Consider the following 20,919-nt stretch of genomic DNA (forward strand, 5'->3'; position numbering starts at 1 on the left):
AGATGCACATCGCTTTGGCGGCTTCAAGGGTTACGCAGGGTCAATTAAGGGACCCTTTCCCTTGACCTATCGCGGCTTCTTTGCCCATTTTACAGGCAGTGAGGGGGGTGAAAGACTCTCACGGACCAATGCCAATGCCCAAGGGGCGCTCAAAAAAACCGACCCCCAAGGGTTGTCCACCAGGAAGAGGTAAACATGAAGAAATCCGTATTTCTCGGCACGCTCGCCGTTGCCGGCCTTGCTGCCGGCTTTGCATCGGCGCAGACGCTCGCCGAAGTGCAAGAGCGCGGCGCACTGAACTGTGGCGTGACGACCGGTCTGACCGGTTTCGCCGCGCCCGACGCGAATGGTGAATGGGCCGGTTTCGACGTCGCTATCTGCCGTGCGGTTGCTGCTGCTGTTCTCGGCGACCCGATGGCCGTCGAATTCGTTCCGACCACCGGTCAGACCCGCTTCACCGCGCTGGCCTCGGGCGAGATCGACGTCCTGGCCCGCAACACCACCTGGACCTTCTCGCGCGACGTTGACCTGTCGTTCGAATTCGTCGGTGTGAACTACTACGACGGTCAGGGCTTCATGGTCCCGCGTGACCTCGGCGTGTCCTCGGCCATGGAACTCGATGGCGCCACCGTCTGCATCCAGACCGGCACCACGACCGAACTGAACCTCGCCGACTTCTTCGCCTCGAACAACATGAGCTACGAGCCCGTGCCGATCGAGACGAACGCAGAAGCGCAGCAGCAGTACCTTGCCGGTGCGTGCGACGTGTACACCACCGACGCCTCGGGCCTGGCCGCAACGCGCGCCACCTTCGAAGATCCGTCGGCGCATGTCGTTCTGCCCGAGATCATCTCGAAAGAGCCGCTCGGCCCGCTCGTCCGTCACGGCGACAACGAATGGGGCGACATCGTCCGCTGGACGCTGAACGGCCTGATCTCGGCTGAAGAGCTGGGCATCACCTCGGCCAACGTCATGGAACTGGCCGCAGGCACCGAGAACCCCGAGATCAACCGTATGCTCGGCACCGAGGGTGAACTGGGCGCGATGCTCGGCCTCGAAAGCGACTGGCTGGTCAACGTGATCTCGTCGGTCGGCAACTACGGCGAAATCTTCGAAGGCAACATCGGCGAGAACACTCCGATCGGTCTGGCACGCGGCCTGAACGCGCAGTGGACCGACGGTGGCCTGCTCTACTCGCCCCCGTTCCGCTAATCGAACAGTCGAAGGGCGCGGCACTTGTCGCGCCCTTCACCTTCTTGGCGCTTGCGCCAAACCCTAGCTGAAAAACGGACCATCGAGGGCGATCCAAGGGGACAGGGTCGTCACACGGGATACCTATATCCGATTGGGGGCAGACATGGCGACCTACACGGACCCACCGACCGAGTCCTTCCGGCTCAGCCAACTGATTTACGACACGCGCTACCGGTCGATGACCATCCAGGTGGTCGCATTCATCCTAGTGATGCTCGCGCTCGTGATTCTGGCGCGCAACGTGGTCATCAACCTCGGCGCGCTGGGCAAGGATTTCGATTTCGGCTTCCTGTTCAATCGCGCCGGGTACGACATCAACCAGCGCCTGATCGAATATTCGAACGACTCCACGCATGGCCGGGCCGCCTTGGTCGGCATCCTGAACACCTTGCTCGTGGCCTTCCTTGGCTGCATCATGGCCACCATCCTTGGCGTGTTCGCCGGTGTCCTGCGCTTGTCCAACAACTGGCTCGTCGCGAAGCTGATGAGCGTTTACGTCGAAGGCTTCCGCAACATTCCGCTGCTTCTGTGGATCATCGTGATCTTCGCGATCATGACGGAATCCACCCCGCAACCGCGCGACTTCCGAGGGGAGGATGCCGAGGCATCGATGCTCCTGTTCGACTCGGTCGCGATCACCAACCGCGGCATCTTCATTCCCGCCCCGGTCTGGGGGGATGGCACCCTTCTGGTGGTGGCCGTCTTCCTTGCCTCCCTCGTGGGGATCTGGGCCTTCCGCCGCTACGCGAGGAAACGGCAAGAGGCGACCGGGGACATCCTGCCGGTTTTCTGGGTGTCGCTGGGGCTGTTCATCATTCCCACGCTCGCCGTCTACCTCGCCTTCTCCGCCGCGATCGCGCGCGATCAGTACCCGCTTGTCGCCGTCGGGGCCGAGCAGGGCATGACACTTGAGGATTACGTCGCCGAGAACCGAAACCCCGCGATCTGTGCCTTGCCCTCCACCGCCGGTGTGAACCTGTCCAGCGCGCTGCGCGGGCTGGACCAGCGTGCGGATATCCTGCGCGTCGGCTCCGCGGCCGAGTTGCAGGCAAGCGTCGCGTCCGGCGACTGTATCATCGCCGCGATGCCGCCGGACATGGTCGATGAGTTCACCGGCGCCGTGGACGGGGTCGAGGTTGCCACCCTGGCCGACACGGTCGATCGCGGCCGCCCGCTTCAGTTCGAGCGCCCGCAACTGGCCGGCTTCAACTTCGAAGGCGGGGTGCAGCTTCGCAACTCGCTGATCGCGCTGTGGTTCGCCCTGTCGCTTTATACCGGGGCCTTCATCGCCGAGATCGTGCGCGCCGGTATCCTGTCGGTGTCGCGCGGCCAGACCGAGGCCTCCTACGCCCTGGGCCTGCGCCCGAACCGCACGATGAACCTTGTCATCCTGCCGCAAGCCTTGCGGGTCATCATTCCGCCCCTGATCTCGCAATATCTGAACCTGACCAAGAACTCGTCGCTGGCCATCGCCGTGGGCTACATGGACGTGCGCTCGACCCTTGGCGGGATCACGATCAACCAGACGGGACGCGAGCTTGAAGGGATGCTTCTGCTGGGTCTGTTCTACCTGCTGACCTCGCTGATCATCTCGGGCGTGATGAACATCTACAACAACTCCGTCAAACTGAAGGAGCGGTGAGATGAGCGATACACACGCAGAAAGCGCGCTTGCGACCGCCTTTGTCCGCAAGGACATGCTGCCCGAACGCGAACCGCCCGTGGCGGAGAAGGGGGCCGTGAAATGGCTGCGGGAAAACCTGTTTTCCTCGGTGCTGAACAGCATCCTGACCGTGCTCTCGGTTTTCGTGATCTACTGGGTTCTCAGCCACGTCCTCGGTTGGATCTTCTACGGCATCTGGGACGCCGATAGCCTGACGCAATGCCGCGAGATCCGCGACGAGCGCTACGGCGAAGGGATGGAGGTTGCCTGCTGGGCCGTCCTGACCGACCGGTGGGATCAGTTGACCTTCGGCTTCTACCCCTCCGAACTCTACTGGCGCCCGGTTCTTGCGCTGATCCTGTTCCTTGGGGCCATCGCACCGGTGCTCTACGCGGAACTGCCGCGCAAGCTCCTGGCCTTCACGGCCGCGTCGCCCTTCATCCTGTATTGGCTGCTCTGGGGCGGCTCGATCTGGGGCCCGATCGCGGTTGCCGCCGGCTTCATCATCGCTTGGCTGGTCTTCAAGACCGCCGTGCCGATCATCGGGCAGCTGGGGGCCATCATCGCAACCGTCGTGGTGCCGATCCTCTACTGGATGTTCCTGGCCGGGCCGTTGGCGGGCGTGATCGACGGCATCCTGCCCATCGGCATCGAGTATGTGCCCTCGGACGATTTCGGCGGCTTCATGCTGGCCTTCGTCATCGGGATCGCGGGCATCATCCTGTCGCTGCCGCTGGGGGTCGTCCTTGCCCTTGGGCGCCAGTCGGACCTGTTCATCATCAACAAGTTCTCGGTGATCTTCATCGAAGTGATCCGGGGCGTGCCGCTGATCGTGTGGCTCTTCACCGCGTCGCTGCTGTTGAACTACTTCCTGCCGCCGGGCACGAATTTCGACCTCATGCTGCGCGTGATCATCATGGTGACGCTCTTCTCCTCGGCCTATATCGCCGAGGTGGTTCGGGGCGGTCTCGCGGCCCTGCCGCGTGGCCAGTATGAAGGCGCCGACAGCCTCGGCCTCGACTACTGGCAATCCATGCGCCTGATCATCCTGCCGCAGGCCCTCAAGATCTCCATTCCCGGGATCGTTTCCACCTTCATCGGCCTGTTCAAGGACACGACGCTGGTGGTCTTCATCGGCCTGCTGGACCCGATCGGGTTCTCGAACGCCATTCGCGCCTCGACCGACTGGAACGGCGTCTACTGGGAGCTCTTCATCTTCATCGGGCTCTGCTTCTTCATCAGCTGCTACTCGATGAGCCGCTATTCGCAATACCTGGAGCGCAAGCTGCGCACCGATCACCGCTGAGGGAGGTCTGACACATGACCGACGCAACCGCAGAAGCCCGCGAAATCGACCGCTCGCAGATGACGGTCTCGGACGAGGTCGCCATCGAGATCCGCAACATGAACAAGTGGTACGGCACGTTCCACGTTCTGCGCGACATCAACCTGACGGTGAACCGGGGCGAACGCATCGTGATCTGCGGGCCTTCGGGCTCGGGGAAATCCACGCTGATCCGCTGCATCAACGCGCTGGAGGAACACCAGCAGGGCTCCATCACCGTCGATGGCACGCTTCTGTCGAACGACCTCAAGAACATCGACAAGATCCGGTCCGAGGTCGGAATGGTGTTCCAGCACTTCAACCTGTTCCCGCATCTGACGATCCTGGAGAACTGCACGCTGGCCCCGATCTGGGTGCGCAAGACGCCCAAGAAAGAGGCCGAGGAAACGGCGATGTATTTCCTCAACAAGGTGAAGATCCCCGAACAGGCCGACAAGTATCCCGGCCAGCTCTCGGGCGGTCAGCAGCAGCGTGTGGCCATCGCCCGCTCGCTCTGCATGCGCCCGCGCATCATGCTGTTTGACGAGCCGACCTCGGCGCTGGACCCCGAGATGATCAAGGAGGTGCTCGACACCATGATCCAGCTCGCCGAGGAAGGCATGACCATGCTTTGCGTGACGCACGAGATGGGCTTTGCCCGCCAGGTGGCGAACCGCGTGATCTTCATGGATGCGGGCCAGATCGTCGAACAGAACGAGCCGGAAGAGTTCTTCAACAACCCGCAAAGCGACCGGACCAAGCTGTTCCTCAGCCAGATCCTCGGTCACTGAGATATTTCGCGCCCTCGCGCTGTCGCGCGGGACGACCGGGCAAGGGCCGCAAGGGGGATTGACCCCCTTGCGGCCCTTTTGCCTCCGGCGGGAGTTTTCTTGCCAAGATGAAGGGGTGGGTCAGTCGGGATCGGGCAGTTCGCGCGGCACGACGAAATCCAGCACCCGCCCGCGACCCGGCGCGACCTCGGCCCAGGCCTCGCGGAAGGACAGGGCCAGTGTCGCGCCGGTCGGATACAGGCCGAATTTCGGATGATCCGGCGGCATCGCGCAGAGCGACCAGGCCAGGCTGCCGATGCCGGGGTTATGCGCGACGATGGCCAGTGTCTTGGCGTCTTCGGCGCTGCGGATCGCGGTCAGCAGATCGGCGGGCGCGGCATTGTAGAGGCCATGGCTGATGATCGGATCGGGCGGGTTTTCAAGCTGCCCGGCGATCCCTGCCCACGTCTCCTGTGTCCGGCGCGCGCTGGAGATCATGGCCATGTCCGGCGTGTGGCCGGTCCGGGCGAGCCAATGGCCGATGCGCGGCGCGCTGAGTTGGCCGCGCTCGTTCAGCGGGCGGTCATGGTCCGACAGGCCGGCATCGCCCCAATCGGACTTGGTGTGACGGATCAGGATCAGGGTTCGGGTCATGGATGGAACGCTCGCATATGATAGGCTGATTGGGCTGGGTCGCGGCCATAGGTTTGGCTTACCGGACAGGCACGGCGCACGGCGCAGCCTTGGGTCATGCACCCTGCCCCGGCCGGTGTGTCGAGCGCCGCGTGGCAGGCCCCGGTATCGTAGCCCGCGGCGGTCAGGGCAGCGGCGGGGCAGGCGGTGACGCAGGGCTGGTCGCAGCGCGCGCACGGGCGCGCATCGGTCTGCGTGGGCAGATCGACATGAAACGGCAGGGCGAGGGCGCCGCGGTAGGACACCATCAGCCCCGCAACGTCATGCACCAAGAGCGTCACCGGGCTGGCCCAGGCCCGCCCGGATTTCGTCGCCCAGGCGAAGAACGGGTAGGATGGCGGGCCGCCGAAGGGGAACACGGCCCGCCCGCCGAGGTCAGTGGCGATCTCACCGATCACCCGGGCCGACCAGCGATCCATGGTGTCGAGATCGGGGTTCAGGCTGGACGCGTCGTGCGATTGCGATTCGGTCGCCTCGGGGGCGCTCAGGAGCGTGTCCCAGAAGCCCGGCTCGCGGGGCCCGAGCAACAGCAACGTTCCGCAGCCCGCAGGCGCGCCGTCATTCGGGCCGGGATGAAACCCGCCGAAGACCTCCAACTGATCGCGCGCGACCCGAGTCGCGATGTCGGAATAGGTGACCATGCCGCGACGGTAGGCGAGCGGCCCCGCTCTGGCGAGAGGCGATAGGGCCGCGCCGTGCCCGACACGCTGTATGCGCGGGGTGTGTACAGGATGTGTACGGGGTGTGACCTGTCGATCCGGCCCCGTCAGGCGCGGATCATCGAGCCCGCGCCATGCTCGGTGAAAAGCTCCAGCAGCACGGCATTGGGCACGCGGCCATCGACGATGGTGCAGGCACGCACGCCGTTACGCACCGCCTGAAGCGCGGTTTCGGTCTTGGGGATCATGCCGCCCGAGATGATGCCCTTCTCGGTCATCTCCTCGACCTCGGCGGCGCTGAGCGCGGTGACGACCTCGCCCGCCTCGTTCTTCACGCCCGCGACATTGGTCAGCAGCAGCAGGCGATCGGCTTTCAAGGCAGCCGCGATGGCGCCTGCGGCGGTGTCGCCATTGATGTTGAAGGTCTCGCCGTTTCGGCCTGCCCCCAAGGGGGCGATGACGGGGATCATGTCGTCCCCGAACAGGTTGGTCAGCACCTGCGGGTTCACCTCGTTCGGTTCGCCGACAAAGCCAAGCTTGGGGTCGGCGGGATCACACACAATCAGGTTGGCATCCTTGCCCGACAGGCCCACGGCCCGACCACCCTGCGCGTTGATCGCCTGCACGATCCGCTTGTTCACAAGGCCCGACAGGACCATCTCGACCACTTCGACCGTTTGCTGATCGGTCACACGTTTGCCGCCGACGAAGTCCGAGGTGACGCCGAGTTTTGCCAGCATGTCGTTGATCATTGGACCGCCGCCATGCACCACCACCGGGTTCACCCGCACCTGTCGCAGCAGAACGATGTCACGGGCGAAGCTGGCCATCGCCTCGTCATCGCCCATGGCGTTGCCGCCGAACTTGATGACGACGGTCGCGTCGTCATAGCGCTGGAGGTAGGGGAGAGCCTCGGACAGGGTCCGGGCGGTGCCGAGGTAATCGCGGGTCATATCCTGGGTCTTCATGGCTGCACCGAAAGAGCGTCACACCTGCATAGGCGCGACCGGCCCGATTGTGAAGGTCGCTCAGGCCAGCCCGGCGATGATCGCGCGCAGGGTCGTGATGCCCTGACCCTTCTCCGAGGAGGTCTGGACCAGTTCGGGAAAGGCGGCGGGGTGCTTGGACAGTTTCTCGCGGACTTGTCGCAACACCTTTTCGCGGTCCTTTTCCTTCACCTTGTCGGCCTTGGTCAGGACGACCTGGAAGGTCACCGCCGAGGTGTCGAGAAGCGCCATGATCTCTTCGTCGACGGGCTTGATGCCGTGGCGCATGTCGACCAGCACGAAGGCGCGGCGCAAGGTGGCGCGGCCCGAGAGGTAAGCCTTGAGCAGCGTCTGCCAGCGGCGGACCACGTCGACGGGCGCCTCGGCGTAACCATAACCGGGCAGGTCGACGAGGTAGTGGCTGTCACCAAGGGTGAAGTAGTTGATTTCCTGCGTCCGCCCCGGCGTGTTCGAGGCCCGCGCCAGCGCCTTGCGGCCCGTCAGCGCGTTGATGAGGGTGGATTTGCCCACGTTCGAGCGGCCGGCAAAGCAGACCTCGGCCCGGTCATCCGGGGGCAGGCCGTCCATCGCGACGACGCCCTTCAGGAACTCTGCACCCCCGGCAAAGAGCTTGCGCGCGGCCTCGGCGGTCGGCGCATCGGGGTCTTCGGCCAGTGGGAAGGGGAGGGGCGTGTTCATGCCAATGTCGCCTCGTCGCCAAGGGCGATGTCACCGCCCGTTTGCACCGTCGCATAAACGCCGAACTCGGTATGGCCCCAGCCCTCTTCCAGGGCTTGCAAGGTGGCGGCGTCGCGGCGGCCTGTGTCGGGATTGGCCTCGGTCGCGCGGCAGCGTCCGATGGGCTCAACGATTTCGAGCCGTGCATCACCGATGGCGAGCGTCTTGCCGACCAGGTCGAACTCCTCCCACGGGGCGAGGCCGTCGAGCCAGAGATTGCCGCGAAACCGGCGCGGGTCGAGCGGTTGGCCGACCTTCTGCGACAGCGCGCGGAGCGAAGACAGGTTGAGGATTGCGACCGAGGCGAAGGGCGCGTCCGACATCCCCTCGGGCGGGCTTTGCACCAGCGCAGCCGGGGGGCGGCGATCGGCCGGGTAGATCGGGCGGAGCCAGTCGAACAGGGCATCCGCATCATGCGGCGGCGCAATCGACAGGTCGGGTCGGTCCGGGTGGGACAAATGGATCGTCTCGCCCTCGACCCGTGCCGTGATGGCCATCAGCGACGGCCCCTTGGCCCCGCGCAGGAAGTTGCGGCAAGAGCGCCAGCCGGGGCCAGATTCCCCGCCATCCTCGAGCACGGCCCAGGCGCGATCCAGCGGCAGGGGCCGGCCCGGTGACAGGCTGACCCGCTCCAGCGGCTCGGCCCCGATGCCCTTGATCGGGTGCCGCCAGATATGGGCCAGCCGGGCCTGCATCAGCTATCGGATTTCTTGCGCTTGAAGCTGCTGCGGATATTTCCGAACACGTCGGGCTTGTACCCTTGGCTGCGCATGATCGTGTACTGCTGGATGAAGGTGATCGTGTTGTTCGCGATCCAGTAGACCAGCAGGCCCGAGGCAAAGCTGCCCAGCATGAACATGAAGACCCAGGGCAGCCACGCAAAGATCGCGGCTTGCGTCGGATCTGTGGGGGCCGGGTTCAGCTTTTGCTGGAACCACATCGAGATGCCAAGCAGCAGCGGCAGGATACCGATGAAGATCAGCGCCATGATGGTGCCCGGTTCGGGCGCCGCGTAGGGCAGCAGGCCGAACAGGTTGATGATCGACGAGCTGTCGGGCGCGCTCAGGTCGTTCAGCCAGCCGAAGAAGGGCGCATGGCGCAGTTCCAGCGTGACGAAGATCACCTTGTAGAGCGAGAAGAAGATCGGGATCTGCAACAGGATCGGCAGACAGCCGGAGGCCGGGTTCACCTTGTTCTTCTTGTAGAGCTCCATCATCCCGCGCTGTAGCGCTTCGCGGTCATCGCCAGCGCGTTCCTTGAGCTTCTCCATCTCGGGCTGAAGCTCGCGCATCTTGGCCATCGAGACGTAGGACTTGTAGGCCAGCGGGAAGAGCACGGCCTTGACGATGAGCGTCAGCGCGATGATCGCGAGGCCCATGTTGCCGATCAGCTGGTTGAGCGTGTGCAGTAGCCAGAACATCGGCTTGGTCAGGAAGTAGAACCAGCCCCAGTCGATCGAGTCGACGAAGCGGTCGATGCCACCCACGTCCTGGTATTCGCGGATGGTTTCCCATTCCTTTGCTCCGGCGAACAGCTGCGTCGTCATCTCGGCGGTTTCGCCCGGCGCGACGGAGACGGCGGGCATGCGCGCCTCGGTCTGGTAGATGTCGGCGGAGGCGACGTATTTCGTGACCGAGGTAAAGGCCTGGCCCGCACCCGGGATCAGCGTGGTCATCCAGTACTTGTCGGTGAAGCCGATCCAGCCATTCTCGGTGACGTTGACAACCTCGGCCGGGGCACCTTCGCGCGCGACCAGGTCGAGATCGGGCATGTCGTCATAGGCGATCTCGTCCAACTCGCCATCGACCTTGCGGACCACGCCTTCGTGCAGGATGAAAAAATTCTGCAGGTCTTCGGGCAGGCCGTGGCGGGCGACAATGCCATAGGGCGCAAGGCGCACTTCGGCCTCGGTGCTGTTCTCGACCGACTGCGTGACCGTGAACATGTAATCTTCGTCGATCTCGATCACGCGGCGGAAAATAAGGCCTTCGCCGTTGTCCCAACGCAAGGTGACCGGGCTGTCCGGTGTCAGGGTTTCCCCGTCTTCCACGGTCCAGGGCGTGTCGGCGCCGGGAACCTGGTCAAAGCCGAGGTCGCCACCGGGGGCCCAGCCATAGAGCGCGTAATAGGGTTCGGCGGTGCCGACGGGCGACAGAAGCCGAACGATGGGCGAGTCGGGATCGAGGGTTTCGTCGTAGTTGCGCAGCGACAGGTCGTCGATCCGGCCGCCAAGCAGCGAGATCGTGCCCTCGACCGAGGGGGTGTCGATGGGCAGGCGCGCGGCCTCGCTGAGCGCGACCTCGGTCAGCGCGGTCGCGTCGATGGCGACCGGATCATCCGGTGTATCGGCCGCGGGCGGTGCAACGGCCATGTCCACGCCGCCACCGGCGCTTTCCTCGGCCACGGGGATGGCGTTGGGGTCCTCCACCGGCTCGGGCGGGGGGAACAGCACAAACCATACGAGGATGACAAGCATGCTGAGGCCGGTGGCCAGAATGAGATTGCGGTTGTCTTCCATGGTCGCCGAGATCCCTCGTTCACAATGCAGGAGGGTTCAACAGAAGGGGGGTGCAAAGGTCAAGGGGCGTTTTCCGCGCGCCCGCCTTGTTTCCAAGGCGAATCGGCGCCGCGCGCTGTTGTCGCGCTCAGCCGGGTTTGGCCGCAGCCGTGCTGGTGCGCGGATCGCTCCGCCCCGGGCCGCACGCAAGCGCCGCATTGTGCGCGATGATCCAGTCGATGACGTTTTCGCGGGGCATGGGGCGCGCGATGGCGAAGCCTTGCAGATGCGTGCAGCCCATCTCGACCAGTTTGACCCGCTCCTCCGCGGTTTCGACACCTTCGGCCAGCGCGTCGACCCCCAGTTCCCGCGCCATGGCAAGGATCGCGGCGACCATGGACTGCTGTTCCGGGTCGTGGTCGATGCCGATCACGAAGGACCGGTCGATCTTGAAGCGGCTGACGCCGAACCGGCGCACGGCGGCCAGCGAGGCCTGCCCGATGCCGAAATCATCAAGGTCAAGGCGAACCCCTTCGGATCCGAGGGAGGACAGGGTTGCGATCACCACATCATCGGTCGATTGCGCGGCCACGGTTTCGAGGATTTCGACGACCAACCGGTCGGGGCGCAGATCGAACCGGTCCAGATCCCAGCGAATCCGCTCGGCGAGAGACGGGTCGCGCAACTCGGCGGCCGAGAAATTGACGGACACCGTGGGGACGTTCAGTCCGGCCAGATCCCAATCCTGCAAAGCGGCCAGCGCATCGCGCAGCATCTTTTGGCCAAGGGCCTGCATCTGGCCGGCATCGACGATGGCCCCGAGGAAATCGGCCGGACCCAGGACACCCAGCCTGGGATGGTGCCAGCGCGCCAGCGCCTCGAAACCGGTGATGGCATCGGTGCGCGCCCGGACCTGCGGCTGGAACCAGGCCCGGATATCGCCCGAGGCCAAAGCGCCTTCGACCTCATCGGTAAGGCGGGCGCGGGCACGGCGGGCGCGCAGCATGCCGGGTGCAAAGGCGCGCACGCTGTTGACGCCCGCCCCATGTGCGTCGGCCAGGGCGGCTTCGGCCGCGTCCATAGTGGCGCCAGCCGGGTCCGCGGTATCGCGAAGCAGGGCGGCGTGCCCGACCGAGGCGGTGATGCGGATGGACGTGCCGTCAATGGCCATCGGTTCGGCAATCGCGGCGCGCAGGCGCGACACGATCCCGTCGCGTATCCCCAGCCGGGCCGCCGGCACCGGAGCCAGCGCAATGGCAAAGCGCGCATCGCCCAGCTTCGCGATCACGTCATCATGGCGCAGAACGCTACGCAGGCGGTCGAGGCAGTGCAGCGCGATATCGGCCGAGGTTTCCGCCCCCCACCGATCGGCGATGTCGCGCCAGTCGTCGATTTCGAGAAGGATACAGGCGCTCTCGTGGTGCGGCATTCGAGCTGTCCGCTCCAGCAGGTCCAGCACCGCCTGCCGACCGGGGAGGCGCGCGCTGTCATGCGGGCGCGTCGGCGGATCCCATGTGGCCCCTGCGTGTCCGAGAGAAATGGATTGCAGGGCCAGAAGCGCGGGCAACAGGAGGCTTGTGGCCAGCAGCAGGCTTGCATCTCCGATCTCGTGCGCAACAAGGATCAAGAGCGGGAAGATGGCCAGAACGTCGAGCCGCGACAGTGCGCGGCGCAGAATGCGCTGTGCCCGGGTCGCGCCCGCAATCAGCCCGCTGACCATGATCTCGCTTTCCTTCTCCGATGACGCAAACGCACGGCGACGTCGGACAAGGCTTACCGTCAAAAGCCAAACAGGCGCTTAAAGACGCCGGGATTGTTCCTGAGAATTGTTCCGATCTGCGCGCGTCAGGCCAGCGAAGTCGAACAGGCCGGAATCAAGCAGGTGCGAGGGGCGCGCGCTCATCAGGGCCGAGAACATCTTTTGCCGGCGGCCCGGAGCCTTCTCCTCCCACCCGTCGAGCATGCGCTTGATCGCCTGGCGTTGCAGGCCGTCCTGGCTGCCGCAGAGGTCACAGGGAATGATCGGGTAGTCCATGGCCCGCGCGAAACGCTCGCAATCGGCCTCGGACACATGGGCCAGCGGGCGCAGCACGAACAGGTCGCCCTCGTCGTTCACCAGCTTGGGCGGCATCGTCGCCAGCTTGCCGCCGTGAAAGAGGTTGAGGAAGAAGGTTTCAAGAATGTCGTCGCGATGATGGCCGAGAACGACCGCGCTGCATCCTTCTTCGCGCGCGATGCGGTAAAGGTTGCCGCGCCGCAGTCGCGAGCAGAGCGCGCAATAGGTCCGGCCCTGGGGGACCTTGTCCATCACGATGGAATAGGTGTCGGCATATTCGATGCGATGCGGCACGCCCATCCGTTCGAGAAATTCTGGCAGGACGGTCGCGGGAAACCCCGGCTGCCCCTGGTCGAGGTTGCAGGCCAAGAGGTCCACCGGCAAAAGGCCGCGCCACTGCAACTCGGTCAGGGCGGCGAGCAGGGTGTAGCTGTCCTTGCCGCCAGACAGGCAGACCAGCCATTTCTCGCGCGGGGCGTCGGGCGCGCGCCGCTCGATCATGCCGTAGCGGTCGATCGCCTCGCGCGTGTCCTTGATGATCCGCTTGCGGAGCTTCTTGAACTCGGTCGTCTTGGGCGCACCGAAAAACAGCGGGTGAATATCGTCCCCCGCCTCGTCGGTCTGTGGTTGGTTTTCGCGGTCCAGCATGGGCGCCCGTCTATCCCCTGCGCGATCTTCTGCCTAGGGGAAAACCACCATTTCGCCGCGACGCCAGCCTCGCGCATACTGGATGGGCCGAAGGGAGGGTCACTGCATGGATTACGTCTTTTCCGTCCGGTCCATCCGGCAAGGGGCATTCATCGCCGAGCCGGGCGCGAGCCATTTCCTGGCCGTGCCCGCGCATGAGCCAGCGCCGACGCCCGACCATGTGATCCGCAAATCGGCCTGGGTCGACGCGGTGTTCGAGGCGGCGCGCCATGGCCAGCAGAACGATGGGCCGCGCGGCGATATCCTGTTCTACATCCACGGGTTCAACACCCCGCAGGAGGTGATGCTGACCCGTCACCGCAAGATCCGCGCGCATCTGGAGGGGATGGGCTTCGAGGGCGTGGTGGTCAGCTTCGACTGGCCCGCGGCCAACATGGCGCTGAATTACCTGGAGGATCGTCTGGACGCGAAGATGTCGGCCTTTCGGCTGGTCACCGAAGGCATCGCCAGTTTCGCGCGGCTGCAACGGCCCGACTGTTTCGTGAACCTGCACCTGATCGCGCATTCGACCGGCGCCTATGTGGTGCGCGAGGCCTTCGACGATGCCGATGACCGCCCCGGCGTCGCCGCACACAGCTGGTCGGTCAGCCAGGTTATGCTGATCTCGGCGGATGTCTCCTCGGCCTCGCTGGCGGCGGACAGTTCGAAATCCTCGTCGCTTTACCGCCATTGCGTGCGGCTGACGAATTACCACAACCCGTTCGACAACGTGCTGTCCCTCTCCGACATCAAGCGCATCGGGGTCGCCCCGCGGGCGGGCCGGATCGGCATCATCGACGAGCCGCCGCAAAAGGCGATCGACATCAATTGCGGCCCCTATTTCGACGCGAATCGGGAGGGTTTCGCCCATCTCGACTACCCGGCGCACACCTGGTGGTTCGAGGATGCGCTTTTCATGGAAGACGTCTTGCACACGATCCGGGGCGCGGTGGACCGGCGCGAGATCCCGACGCGGATCGCCTCGGACGGGGGAACGTGGCTGCGCTTTGGCTGACGCCTCAGTCCGGCACGTTGTCGATGCCGGAACCGCCCCACGGGTGGCAGCGCAGGATGCGGCGCGCGGCCAGCCAGCCGCCCTTGATCGCGCCGTGTTTTTCCAGCGCTTCCATCGCGTAGGCCGAGCAGGTCGGCTGATACCGGCAGGAATGGCCAACCCAAGGTGAGAACACCGCGCGGTAAAAGCGGACGGGCAGCGAGGCGATATAGGCGAGCGGGGTCATCGGTGCAGTTTCCTCAGCGCGCGGCGCAGGTCGTCCTGCATGGCGCCGAAATCGCGCGTGGCGGTCTCGTCCTTGCGCCCGATCAGAACATAATCCCAACCCGGCTTGCCCTCCAGCGGCAGAACCGCGCGGGCGATCTCGCGCAGGCGGCGCTTGGCGCGGTTGCGGGCGACCGCGTTGCCGACCTTTTTCGAGCAGGTGAAGCCCACGCGGATCGGGGCCTCGGACGCTTCGTCCGGGGCACGCTGGCGGGCTTGCAGAAGGAAGGCGGGGCAGGGGACGCGGCGGGCCCGGGCCGCGCGCAGGAAATCGGGACGCTTGCTCAGCGTCGCAACAGAAAAAGCCCCCGGCGACCCATCGGTCGGCAGGGGCATATCCTCAGCGGGTGCCATGGCACCAGAGCCGATGGGCGCGATCAGGCGCTCAGCGACTTGCGGCCGCGGGCGCGGCGGGCGTTCAGGATCTTGCGGCCGGCCTTGGTGGCCATGCGCGCGCGGAACCCGTGGCGGCGCTTGCGAACCAGGTTCGAAGGCTGGAAGGTGCGTTTCGACATCGTCTCTCTCCGCGTCTTGCGTCTCGGGCCATGCCGGGGAGCGCGGAAGCGCGTCTCACGATACGGCTGGAATCTGTGATGAAACGCGCTGATACGGACTCTCGGACCACATGTCAACAAAGCTGAGCCGCGAAAATCAGCTTTCCAGCGCGGCGGCAAGATCCTCGATCCGGGCCGGTGTGTAGACGGCGACACCGGCGCGGATCAGGGCCTCGGCCACCACGCCGCGCCCGGGCTGGCGGATGCCATCGAAGCGACCCGAATAGACGAAGCCGGACCCACAGGACGGGCTGCCATCGATCAGGAGCGCGTGACGGCATCCATGGCGCTGGGCGAGCGTAACGGTCAACTGCGCCCCGGTGAGAAAGGCGGCGGTGACGTCGGTGTCATCTATCGTCCGGATCGTACCCTGGCCGTCCAGCACGGATGCCGCGTCGGCACCAGGGGCGATCTCCGCGGGCGGGCGGGGCGTCGGCAGCCCTGCCGCGACCTCGGGGCAGAAGGGGATCAGGCGCCCCTCTTCCTTCCAGCGCGACAGAAGCCGGTCATGCAGCGTCTTGGCGCGCCCGTCGTAGCGCACGGGGCGGCCCATCAGGCAGGCACTGACAAGAATGGGCTGCATGATCGGCGTTCCGCTCGTTACAGGGACAGCCCAAGTATTACGGAAAACGGATGGTTCCGTCACGGTTTACGTGCTGTGCGTCACGGGGCATCACTCACCCGTGAGCGGCCTGTCGCCTGCCACTCAAGGGGCGCATGTAAGGGGCAACGCACTGGCCAACCCCCGGAAAAGGTGATTGCAATGGACCGAACTGTGACAGACGACACACGCAGATCCCCCTTGGGGCGGCTTTTGCCGCTGGTGCTGATTGCGGCGGTGGCCGGGCTTGGCTGGTATTTCCTGCGGGATACACTGAATTTCCAGACACTGGCCGAAAATCGCGAGCGGCTCATCGACTTTCGCGACGCGAACTACGCGGTGACAGCGCTGGTTTTCGTTGCCGTCTATGTCGCCATCGTGGCCTTTTCCCTGCCGGGCGCGACCATAGCCACGCTGACGGGCGGGTTCCTTTTCGCGACCTTCCCCGGTGCGCTGTTCAACGTGATCGCCGCGACCACGGGCGCGACGGCCATCTTCCTTGCCGCCCGGTGGGGGCTGGGAGAGAAACTGGCTGCCCGCATGGATGCCTCTGACGGGATGGTGCGGCGGATCAAGACGGGTATCGACGAGAACCAGTGGTCGATGCTGTTCCTGATCCGGCTGGTGCCGGCGGTGCCGTTCTTCGTCGCCAATATCGTGCCGGCTCTGGTCAATGTGCGACTGTCCCGCTTCGTGATCTCGACCTTCCTCGGGATCATCCCCGGCGCGGTCGTCTACACCTCGGTCGGCGCGGGGCTGTCCGAAGTCTTCGCCCGGGGCGAGACGCCGGACCTCGGCATCATCTTCGAACCTCAAATCCTCTTGCCGCTGCTGGGACTTGCGGCCTTGGCTCTGCTTCCGATCATCCTGCGCGCGGTGCGCGGTAAGAAAGGCCTGTGACATGACCAATCGACTCGAAACCGATATCTGCGTGATCGGGGCAGGCTCGGGCGGGCTTTCGGTGGCTGCGGGCGCGGTTCAGATGGGCGCGCGCGTGGTCCTGATCGAAGGGCACGAGATGGGCGGCGATTGCCTGAATTTCGGCTGCGTCCCGTCAAAGGCGTTGCTCGCCGCCGGACACAAGGCGCATGATACAGCGCAGACGGCCTTTGGCGTGGCGGGCCACGAGCCAGCCCCTGACTTCGACGCTGCCAAGGATCATGTCCGCTCGGTAATCGAGACAATCGCCCCCGTCGACAGCCAGGAGCGGTTCGAGGGCCTGGGCGTCCACGTCATCCGCGACATGGCCCGGTTCGTTTCGGAGGCCGAGGTTCAGGCCGGCGACACGGTGGTGAAGGCGCGCCGTTTCGTCATCGCGACCGGATCGCGCCCCTTCGTGCCGCCGATCCCGGGCCTCGACGCGGTGCCGCATCACACCAATGAAACCATCTTCGACCTGCGCGACCGCCCCCGGCACTTGCTGATCATCGGCGGTGGCCCGATCGGGATGGAGATGGCGCAGGCGCATCGGCGTCTGGGCTGCGAGGTGACCGTGCTGGAGGGCGACAAGGCCCTTGGAAAGGATGATCCCGAGGCGGCCGAGATCGTTCTGGCTTCGCTGCGCGCCGAGGGGATCGAGATCGTCGAGGGTGCGCAAGTCGCCCGCGTCTCCGGGGGTGACGGTAACATCACGCTGGACACCGAGGACGGGCGCAGTTTCTCCGGCTCGCACCTGTTGGTCGCGGTCGGGCGGCAGGCGAATGTCGATACGCTCGACCTCAAAAAGGCGGGGGTGAAGTATGACACGCGCGGCGTGACCGTGGACAAGGGGCTGCGCTCGACCAATCGCCGCGTCTATGCCGTGGGCGACGTGGCGGGCGGGATGCAGTTCACCCATGTCGCGGGCTATCATGGCGGGCTGGTGATCCGCCCGCTTTTGTTCGGCCTTCCCGCCAAGGCCAAGACCGCGCATATTCCCTGGGCGACCTATACTGATCCGGAACTGGCGCAGGTCGGCCTGACCGAGGCGCAGGCGCGCAAGGCGCATGGCGACAAGCTGTTCGTGGCGCGGGCCGAGTTCGCCTATAACGACCGCGCCATCGCGACGGGGCAGACCCGGGGCTTCGCCAAGGTCATGGTGGTGAAGGGCAAACCGGTCGGCGCAACGATCGTGGGTGCAGGGGCGGGCGACCTGATCCAGACCTGGGCGCTGGCCATTGCCAACGGCATGAAAATGTCCGCCATCGCGAGCATGGTCGCGCCCTATCCGACGATGGGAGAGATTAACAAACGCGCTGCGGGGGCCTATTTCTCTCCCAAGCTGTTCGAGAACCCTTGGGTCAAGCGGGTGGTGCGCACGATCCAGCGCGTCATTCCCTGAGCCCCGAGGCTAACGGCAAGGAGTACCGCGCGGCGTGGCCAATTCGCTTTCAGGGCGTTTTCTTATCCTGACCATCATCTTCGTGATGCTGGCCGAGGTGTTCATTTTCGTGCCCTCCATCGCGCGGTTCCGTGAGGACTATATCCTTGCGCGTCTGGAACGGGCGCAGATCGCATCGCTGGCGCTTCTGGCGACCGACGGCATGATCGACGACGAGCTCGAGGCCGAGTTGCTGGAGAACGCGGGCGTTCTGAACGTGGTGCTCAGGCGCGACGAAGCGCGTCAGTTGATCCTGTCCTCGGACAATATCCCGCCGGTCAGTTTTTCCTTCGACCTGCGCGACCCGCCCGCCGCCATGCTGATCCGCGATGCGATGCGGCGGCTGTTTCGCCCGCAGGACGAGACGATCCGCGTCATCGGTGAACCGGTGCGCGAAGCGGGCCTGTTGATCGAGGTCACCATGTATACCGGGCCGCTGCGGGCCGAGATGCTGGATTACGGCCTGCGCATTCTGCTTTTGTCGGCGATGATCTCGATCTTCACGGCGGCGCTTTTGTTCATCGCGGTGCGGCGTCTTCTGGTGACGCCGATCAAACGGGTGGTCCACGCGATGACGCGCTACGCCGAAGCGCCGGAAGATGCGTCGCGCATCATCGAGCCGGGGGCCAGCGTGCGCGAATTGCGCGAGGCAGAGGAAACCCTCCAGACCCTCCAGACGCAGTTGACCGGCGCGCTGCGCCAACGGGAGCGACTGGCGCAACTGGGCGAAGCGGTGGCCAAGATCAGCCATGACTTGCGCAATATCCTGACCACCGCGACGCTGATGGCCGACCGGCTGGACGGGTCCGCCGACCCCGCGGTGCAGCGCACGACGCCCAAGCTGGTGGCCTCTCTCACCCGGGCCGTGAACCTGACCGAGGCGACACTGGCCTTTGGCCGCGCCGAGGAGCCGCCCCCCAAACTGGAACGCTTTTCCCTGTCGCACCTGGCCGAGGACGTGATCGAGAACGAACGCCTGACCGACTCGGACGGGCTTGTCAGCTACGGCTGCGACGTGCCGGCGGGTCTTGTCGTGCGTGCCGATCCCGAGCAGTTGCACCGCGTTCTGTCCAACCTCGTCCGCAACGCCCGGCAGGCCATCGCGGCCAAGGGCGAGCCGGGCGAGATCAGCATCCAAGGCATGGAAACCGACGACGGTTGGCGCATCCGCGTGGCCGATACCGGGCCGGGTCTGCCGAAAAAGGCGTTGGACCACCTCTTCAAGCCGTTCCACGGAGGCGCGCGCAAAGGCGGGTCGGGCCTTGGCCTCGCCATCGCGGCCGAGATCATCCGCGGCCATGGTGGTCGGCTTGAACTGTCCGAGACCGGGCCGGAGGGAACGGTCTTTTCCATCTCCCTGCCCGCCAAGGTCGCAGCGCTGCCTTGACCTAGCGAAAGCGAAATCCCCGAGAATTCGCCCTTGCAACCCCCGGCGCCGGGGGTTAAATGCCGCCCCTACGCACCGGTAGCTCAGTTGGATAGAGTACTTGACTACGAATCAAGGGGTCGGGGGTTCGAATCCTCCCCGGTGCGCCACTTCCCCTCATAAAGACTGAGCGCTGCCGATAACCGAGGCGGGCATCTTCCTCCGGCGCTTTTGATCGCGGATTGTGCGCGGGCAACAACCCTTGCGCGACTTTTGTGCGAGCACCTCCACCGTCAGCGGCGGCATGGCGCGCGATTCGGGGTGTGTCGGACAAGATTTTTCAAAGCGTCTCCACAGAAATGATTGATCTAAATCAAAGATATAGGCGGTGTCCGGCTGTGGGAATTTCCGAGTGTAAAGAAAAAATCACACTGTCAATATTGATTGACACTTTGTCTGCATTAGGCTGCTCTTGAATTCGGAGGACAGCGCGCGGTCGCACGGACAGGAACCCGGCGCCGCGCACACGCAGAGAGATCAGACCGTGACGCTACATTCGAACGACCGTTTCGACCCGGTGCAACGGGCCGGCAAACCTGATCTTCGGTCAACGGCCAAGCCGATGCCGGGGGAAGATGCAGTATCCGCGTTGGTGGCCTGCGCCATGAAACGGATCTGCCGCGACAAGGAGATCAGCGAGATATCCGAAGAGGTCCAGCGCGCACTTGGCTCCCCCCTGACGGCCGCATTGGTTTGCGCGCTGTGCGATGTCGATGACGAGTCGGCGGAGGCGATCGTGAACGATTTGATCGCGGCAGGGGTCTCGGTCGAAGACATCTGCGTCGATCACCTTGCGGCCGCCGCCCGACGCCTTGGCGAAATGTGGGAATCGGATACGCTGCCCTTCACCGAGGTCACCATGGCGAGCGCGCGTATCCAGTCGATCATGCGCCAGTTGCCCCCTCCGCGGAAGCGGGTGACGCATCACCCGTCGCGCGGCGCGGTGTTCTGCGCCGTGCCCGGTGAAGAGCATACCCTTGGCGTGATGATGGCCGCGGACCTGTTTCGCCGAAATGGATGGGATGTCAGCCTGCTTGTGGGCATGAGCCACGAAGAACTCATCGACCGTCTGACGCGCGATGATCGCGGGGTGATCGGCCTGTCATGCTCGGGCCTGCATTCGCGCCCGGCGCTGATCCGGTTGATCGAGGACCTGCGCAGGGTTCGTCCGGCGGCCCACCTGATATTGGCGGGACAAATCGTGACGAAGCCGAGCGAATTGGCCGGAGTGCCGACGGTCGATGGCTATGTCGCGTCGTTCCAGGAGGCCGAGGCCGCCTTGCAGCGGATCGAAGGGCGCGTCACGTCCTAGCGCGCTGCCCCCGCAACCTCATGCGCAGACTCCTGACCGCATCGGACCAGGAGCGTGGCGG

21 protein-coding genes and 1 tRNA gene are annotated in these 20,919 nt (G+C 65.0%); 10 read left to right on the forward strand and 12 right to left on the reverse strand.

Features of this window, described 5'->3' with window-relative positions:
* The first annotated feature begins 195 nt into the window (after positions 1-195).
* The 4 genes from KUV65_RS11775 (at position 196) to KUV65_RS11790 (ending at position 5,032) form a co-directional block, all read left to right on the forward strand.
* Positions 196-1,212 (forward strand): amino acid ABC transporter substrate-binding protein, encoded by a 1,017-nt coding sequence (locus KUV65_RS11775; protein WP_222190847.1) that lies wholly within the window; start codon positions 196-198, stop codon positions 1,210-1,212.
* Between the two features lie 145 nt (positions 1,213-1,357).
* Positions 1,358-2,896: an amino acid ABC transporter permease gene (locus KUV65_RS11780; protein WP_261331738.1), complete on the forward strand. Its 1,539-nt coding sequence runs from the start codon at positions 1,358-1,360 to the stop codon at positions 2,894-2,896.
* Position 2,897: 1 nt separating this feature from the next.
* Complete coding sequence (locus tag KUV65_RS11785) at positions 2,898-4,223, forward strand: amino acid ABC transporter permease (protein ID WP_222190849.1); 1,326 nt, start codon at positions 2,898-2,900, stop codon at positions 4,221-4,223.
* A 14-nt stretch (positions 4,224-4,237) separates the two neighbouring features.
* Entirely contained in the window at positions 4,238-5,032 is a 795-nt protein-coding gene (locus KUV65_RS11790) for an amino acid ABC transporter ATP-binding protein (RefSeq protein WP_222190851.1), read from the forward strand.
* A 120-nt stretch (positions 5,033-5,152) separates the two neighbouring features.
* Here KUV65_RS11790 and KUV65_RS11795 read toward each other — a convergent pair whose 3' ends face one another.
* The 8 genes from KUV65_RS11795 to ttcA all read right to left on the reverse strand — a co-directional run bounded on the left by KUV65_RS11795 (position 5,153) and on the right by ttcA (position 13,288).
* A complete protein-coding gene (locus KUV65_RS11795; protein ID WP_222190853.1) occupies positions 5,153-5,665 on the reverse strand; it encodes a SixA phosphatase family protein in 513 nt (170 codons plus the stop codon).
* The gene (locus KUV65_RS11800) at positions 5,662-6,345 is read right to left on the reverse strand and encodes a hypothetical protein (RefSeq protein WP_222190854.1); all 684 of its coding nucleotides are present in this window, start codon (positions 6,343-6,345) and stop codon (positions 5,662-5,664) included. Before KUV65_RS11800 ends, KUV65_RS11795 begins: the two co-directional genes overlap by 4 nt.
* Before the next feature lie 125 nt (positions 6,346-6,470).
* On the reverse strand, positions 6,471-7,331 hold the full coding sequence (gene argB, locus KUV65_RS11805; RefSeq protein ID WP_222190856.1) for an acetylglutamate kinase: 861 nt from the start codon (positions 7,329-7,331) through the stop codon (positions 6,471-6,473).
* A gap of 60 nt (positions 7,332-7,391) precedes the next feature.
* The gene (gene yihA, locus KUV65_RS11810) at positions 7,392-8,048 is read right to left on the reverse strand and encodes a ribosome biogenesis GTP-binding protein YihA/YsxC (protein ID WP_222190858.1); all 657 of its coding nucleotides are present in this window, start codon (positions 8,046-8,048) and stop codon (positions 7,392-7,394) included.
* Complete coding sequence (locus tag KUV65_RS11815) at positions 8,045-8,782, reverse strand: MOSC domain-containing protein (RefSeq protein WP_222190860.1); 738 nt, start codon at positions 8,780-8,782, stop codon at positions 8,045-8,047. Before KUV65_RS11815 ends, yihA begins: the two co-directional genes overlap by 4 nt.
* Positions 8,782-10,605 (reverse strand): membrane protein insertase YidC, encoded by a 1,824-nt coding sequence (gene yidC / locus KUV65_RS11820; protein WP_222190862.1) that lies wholly within the window; start codon positions 10,603-10,605, stop codon positions 8,782-8,784. The genes KUV65_RS11815 and yidC overlap by 1 nt, the downstream gene beginning before the upstream one ends.
* Before the next feature lie 127 nt (positions 10,606-10,732).
* Positions 10,733-12,304 (reverse strand): GGDEF domain-containing phosphodiesterase, encoded by a 1,572-nt coding sequence (locus tag KUV65_RS11825; protein WP_222190864.1) that lies wholly within the window; start codon positions 12,302-12,304, stop codon positions 10,733-10,735.
* 78 nt (positions 12,305-12,382) lie between these two features.
* Entirely contained in the window at positions 12,383-13,288 is a 906-nt protein-coding gene (ttcA, locus tag KUV65_RS11830; RefSeq protein WP_222190866.1) for a tRNA 2-thiocytidine(32) synthetase TtcA, read from the reverse strand.
* Positions 13,289-13,394: 106 nt separating this feature from the next.
* Between ttcA and KUV65_RS11835 the strand changes: the two genes are divergently transcribed.
* The gene (locus tag KUV65_RS11835; RefSeq protein WP_222190868.1) at positions 13,395-14,342 is read left to right on the forward strand and encodes an alpha/beta hydrolase; all 948 of its coding nucleotides are present in this window, start codon (positions 13,395-13,397) and stop codon (positions 14,340-14,342) included.
* 4 nt (positions 14,343-14,346) lie between these two features.
* On the opposite strand, the gene yidD is transcribed toward KUV65_RS11835, so the two are convergent.
* The 4 genes from yidD to KUV65_RS11855 all read right to left on the reverse strand — a co-directional run bounded on the left by yidD (position 14,347) and on the right by KUV65_RS11855 (position 15,743).
* Positions 14,347-14,568 carry a membrane protein insertion efficiency factor YidD gene (yidD, locus tag KUV65_RS11840; RefSeq protein WP_222190870.1) on the reverse strand — a complete coding sequence of 74 codons (222 nt, stop codon included), beginning with the start codon at positions 14,566-14,568 and terminating at the stop codon, positions 14,347-14,349.
* Positions 14,565-14,960 carry a ribonuclease P protein component gene (gene rnpA / locus KUV65_RS11845; protein ID WP_222190872.1) on the reverse strand — a complete coding sequence of 132 codons (396 nt, stop codon included), beginning with the start codon at positions 14,958-14,960 and terminating at the stop codon, positions 14,565-14,567. The genes yidD and rnpA overlap by 4 nt, the downstream gene beginning before the upstream one ends.
* A gap of 23 nt (positions 14,961-14,983) precedes the next feature.
* Positions 14,984-15,121 (reverse strand): 50S ribosomal protein L34, encoded by a 138-nt coding sequence (gene rpmH, locus KUV65_RS11850; RefSeq protein WP_025311815.1) that lies wholly within the window; start codon positions 15,119-15,121, stop codon positions 14,984-14,986.
* 136 nt (positions 15,122-15,257) lie between these two features.
* Entirely contained in the window at positions 15,258-15,743 is a 486-nt protein-coding gene (locus KUV65_RS11855; protein WP_222190874.1) for a DUF523 domain-containing protein, read from the reverse strand.
* A 192-nt stretch (positions 15,744-15,935) separates the two neighbouring features.
* Between KUV65_RS11855 and KUV65_RS11860 the strand changes: the two genes are divergently transcribed.
* From KUV65_RS11860 to KUV65_RS11880, 5 genes are all read left to right on the forward strand, one after another.
* Positions 15,936-16,661, forward strand: coding sequence for a TVP38/TMEM64 family protein (locus KUV65_RS11860; protein ID WP_308124656.1), 726 nt, complete (start codon positions 15,936-15,938; stop codon positions 16,659-16,661).
* A gap of 1 nt (position 16,662) precedes the next feature.
* Positions 16,663-18,081 (forward strand): dihydrolipoyl dehydrogenase family protein, encoded by a 1,419-nt coding sequence (locus KUV65_RS11865; RefSeq protein ID WP_222190878.1) that lies wholly within the window; start codon positions 16,663-16,665, stop codon positions 18,079-18,081.
* Between the two features lie 34 nt (positions 18,082-18,115).
* The gene (locus KUV65_RS18205) at positions 18,116-19,507 is read left to right on the forward strand and encodes a sensor histidine kinase (RefSeq protein ID WP_222190880.1); all 1,392 of its coding nucleotides are present in this window, start codon (positions 18,116-18,118) and stop codon (positions 19,505-19,507) included.
* A 72-nt stretch (positions 19,508-19,579) separates the two neighbouring features.
* Positions 19,580-19,656: transfer RNA gene (locus tag KUV65_RS11875), tRNA-Arg, on the forward strand.
* Between the two features lie 374 nt (positions 19,657-20,030).
* A complete protein-coding gene (locus tag KUV65_RS11880; protein ID WP_222190882.1) occupies positions 20,031-20,858 on the forward strand; it encodes a cobalamin B12-binding domain-containing protein in 828 nt (275 codons plus the stop codon).
* Positions 20,859-20,919 lie beyond the last annotated feature (61 nt).

Source organism: Maritalea mobilis (assembly GCF_019800885.1).
Lineage (GTDB): Bacteria > Pseudomonadota > Alphaproteobacteria > Rhodobacterales > Rhodobacteraceae > Roseibacterium > Roseibacterium beibuensis.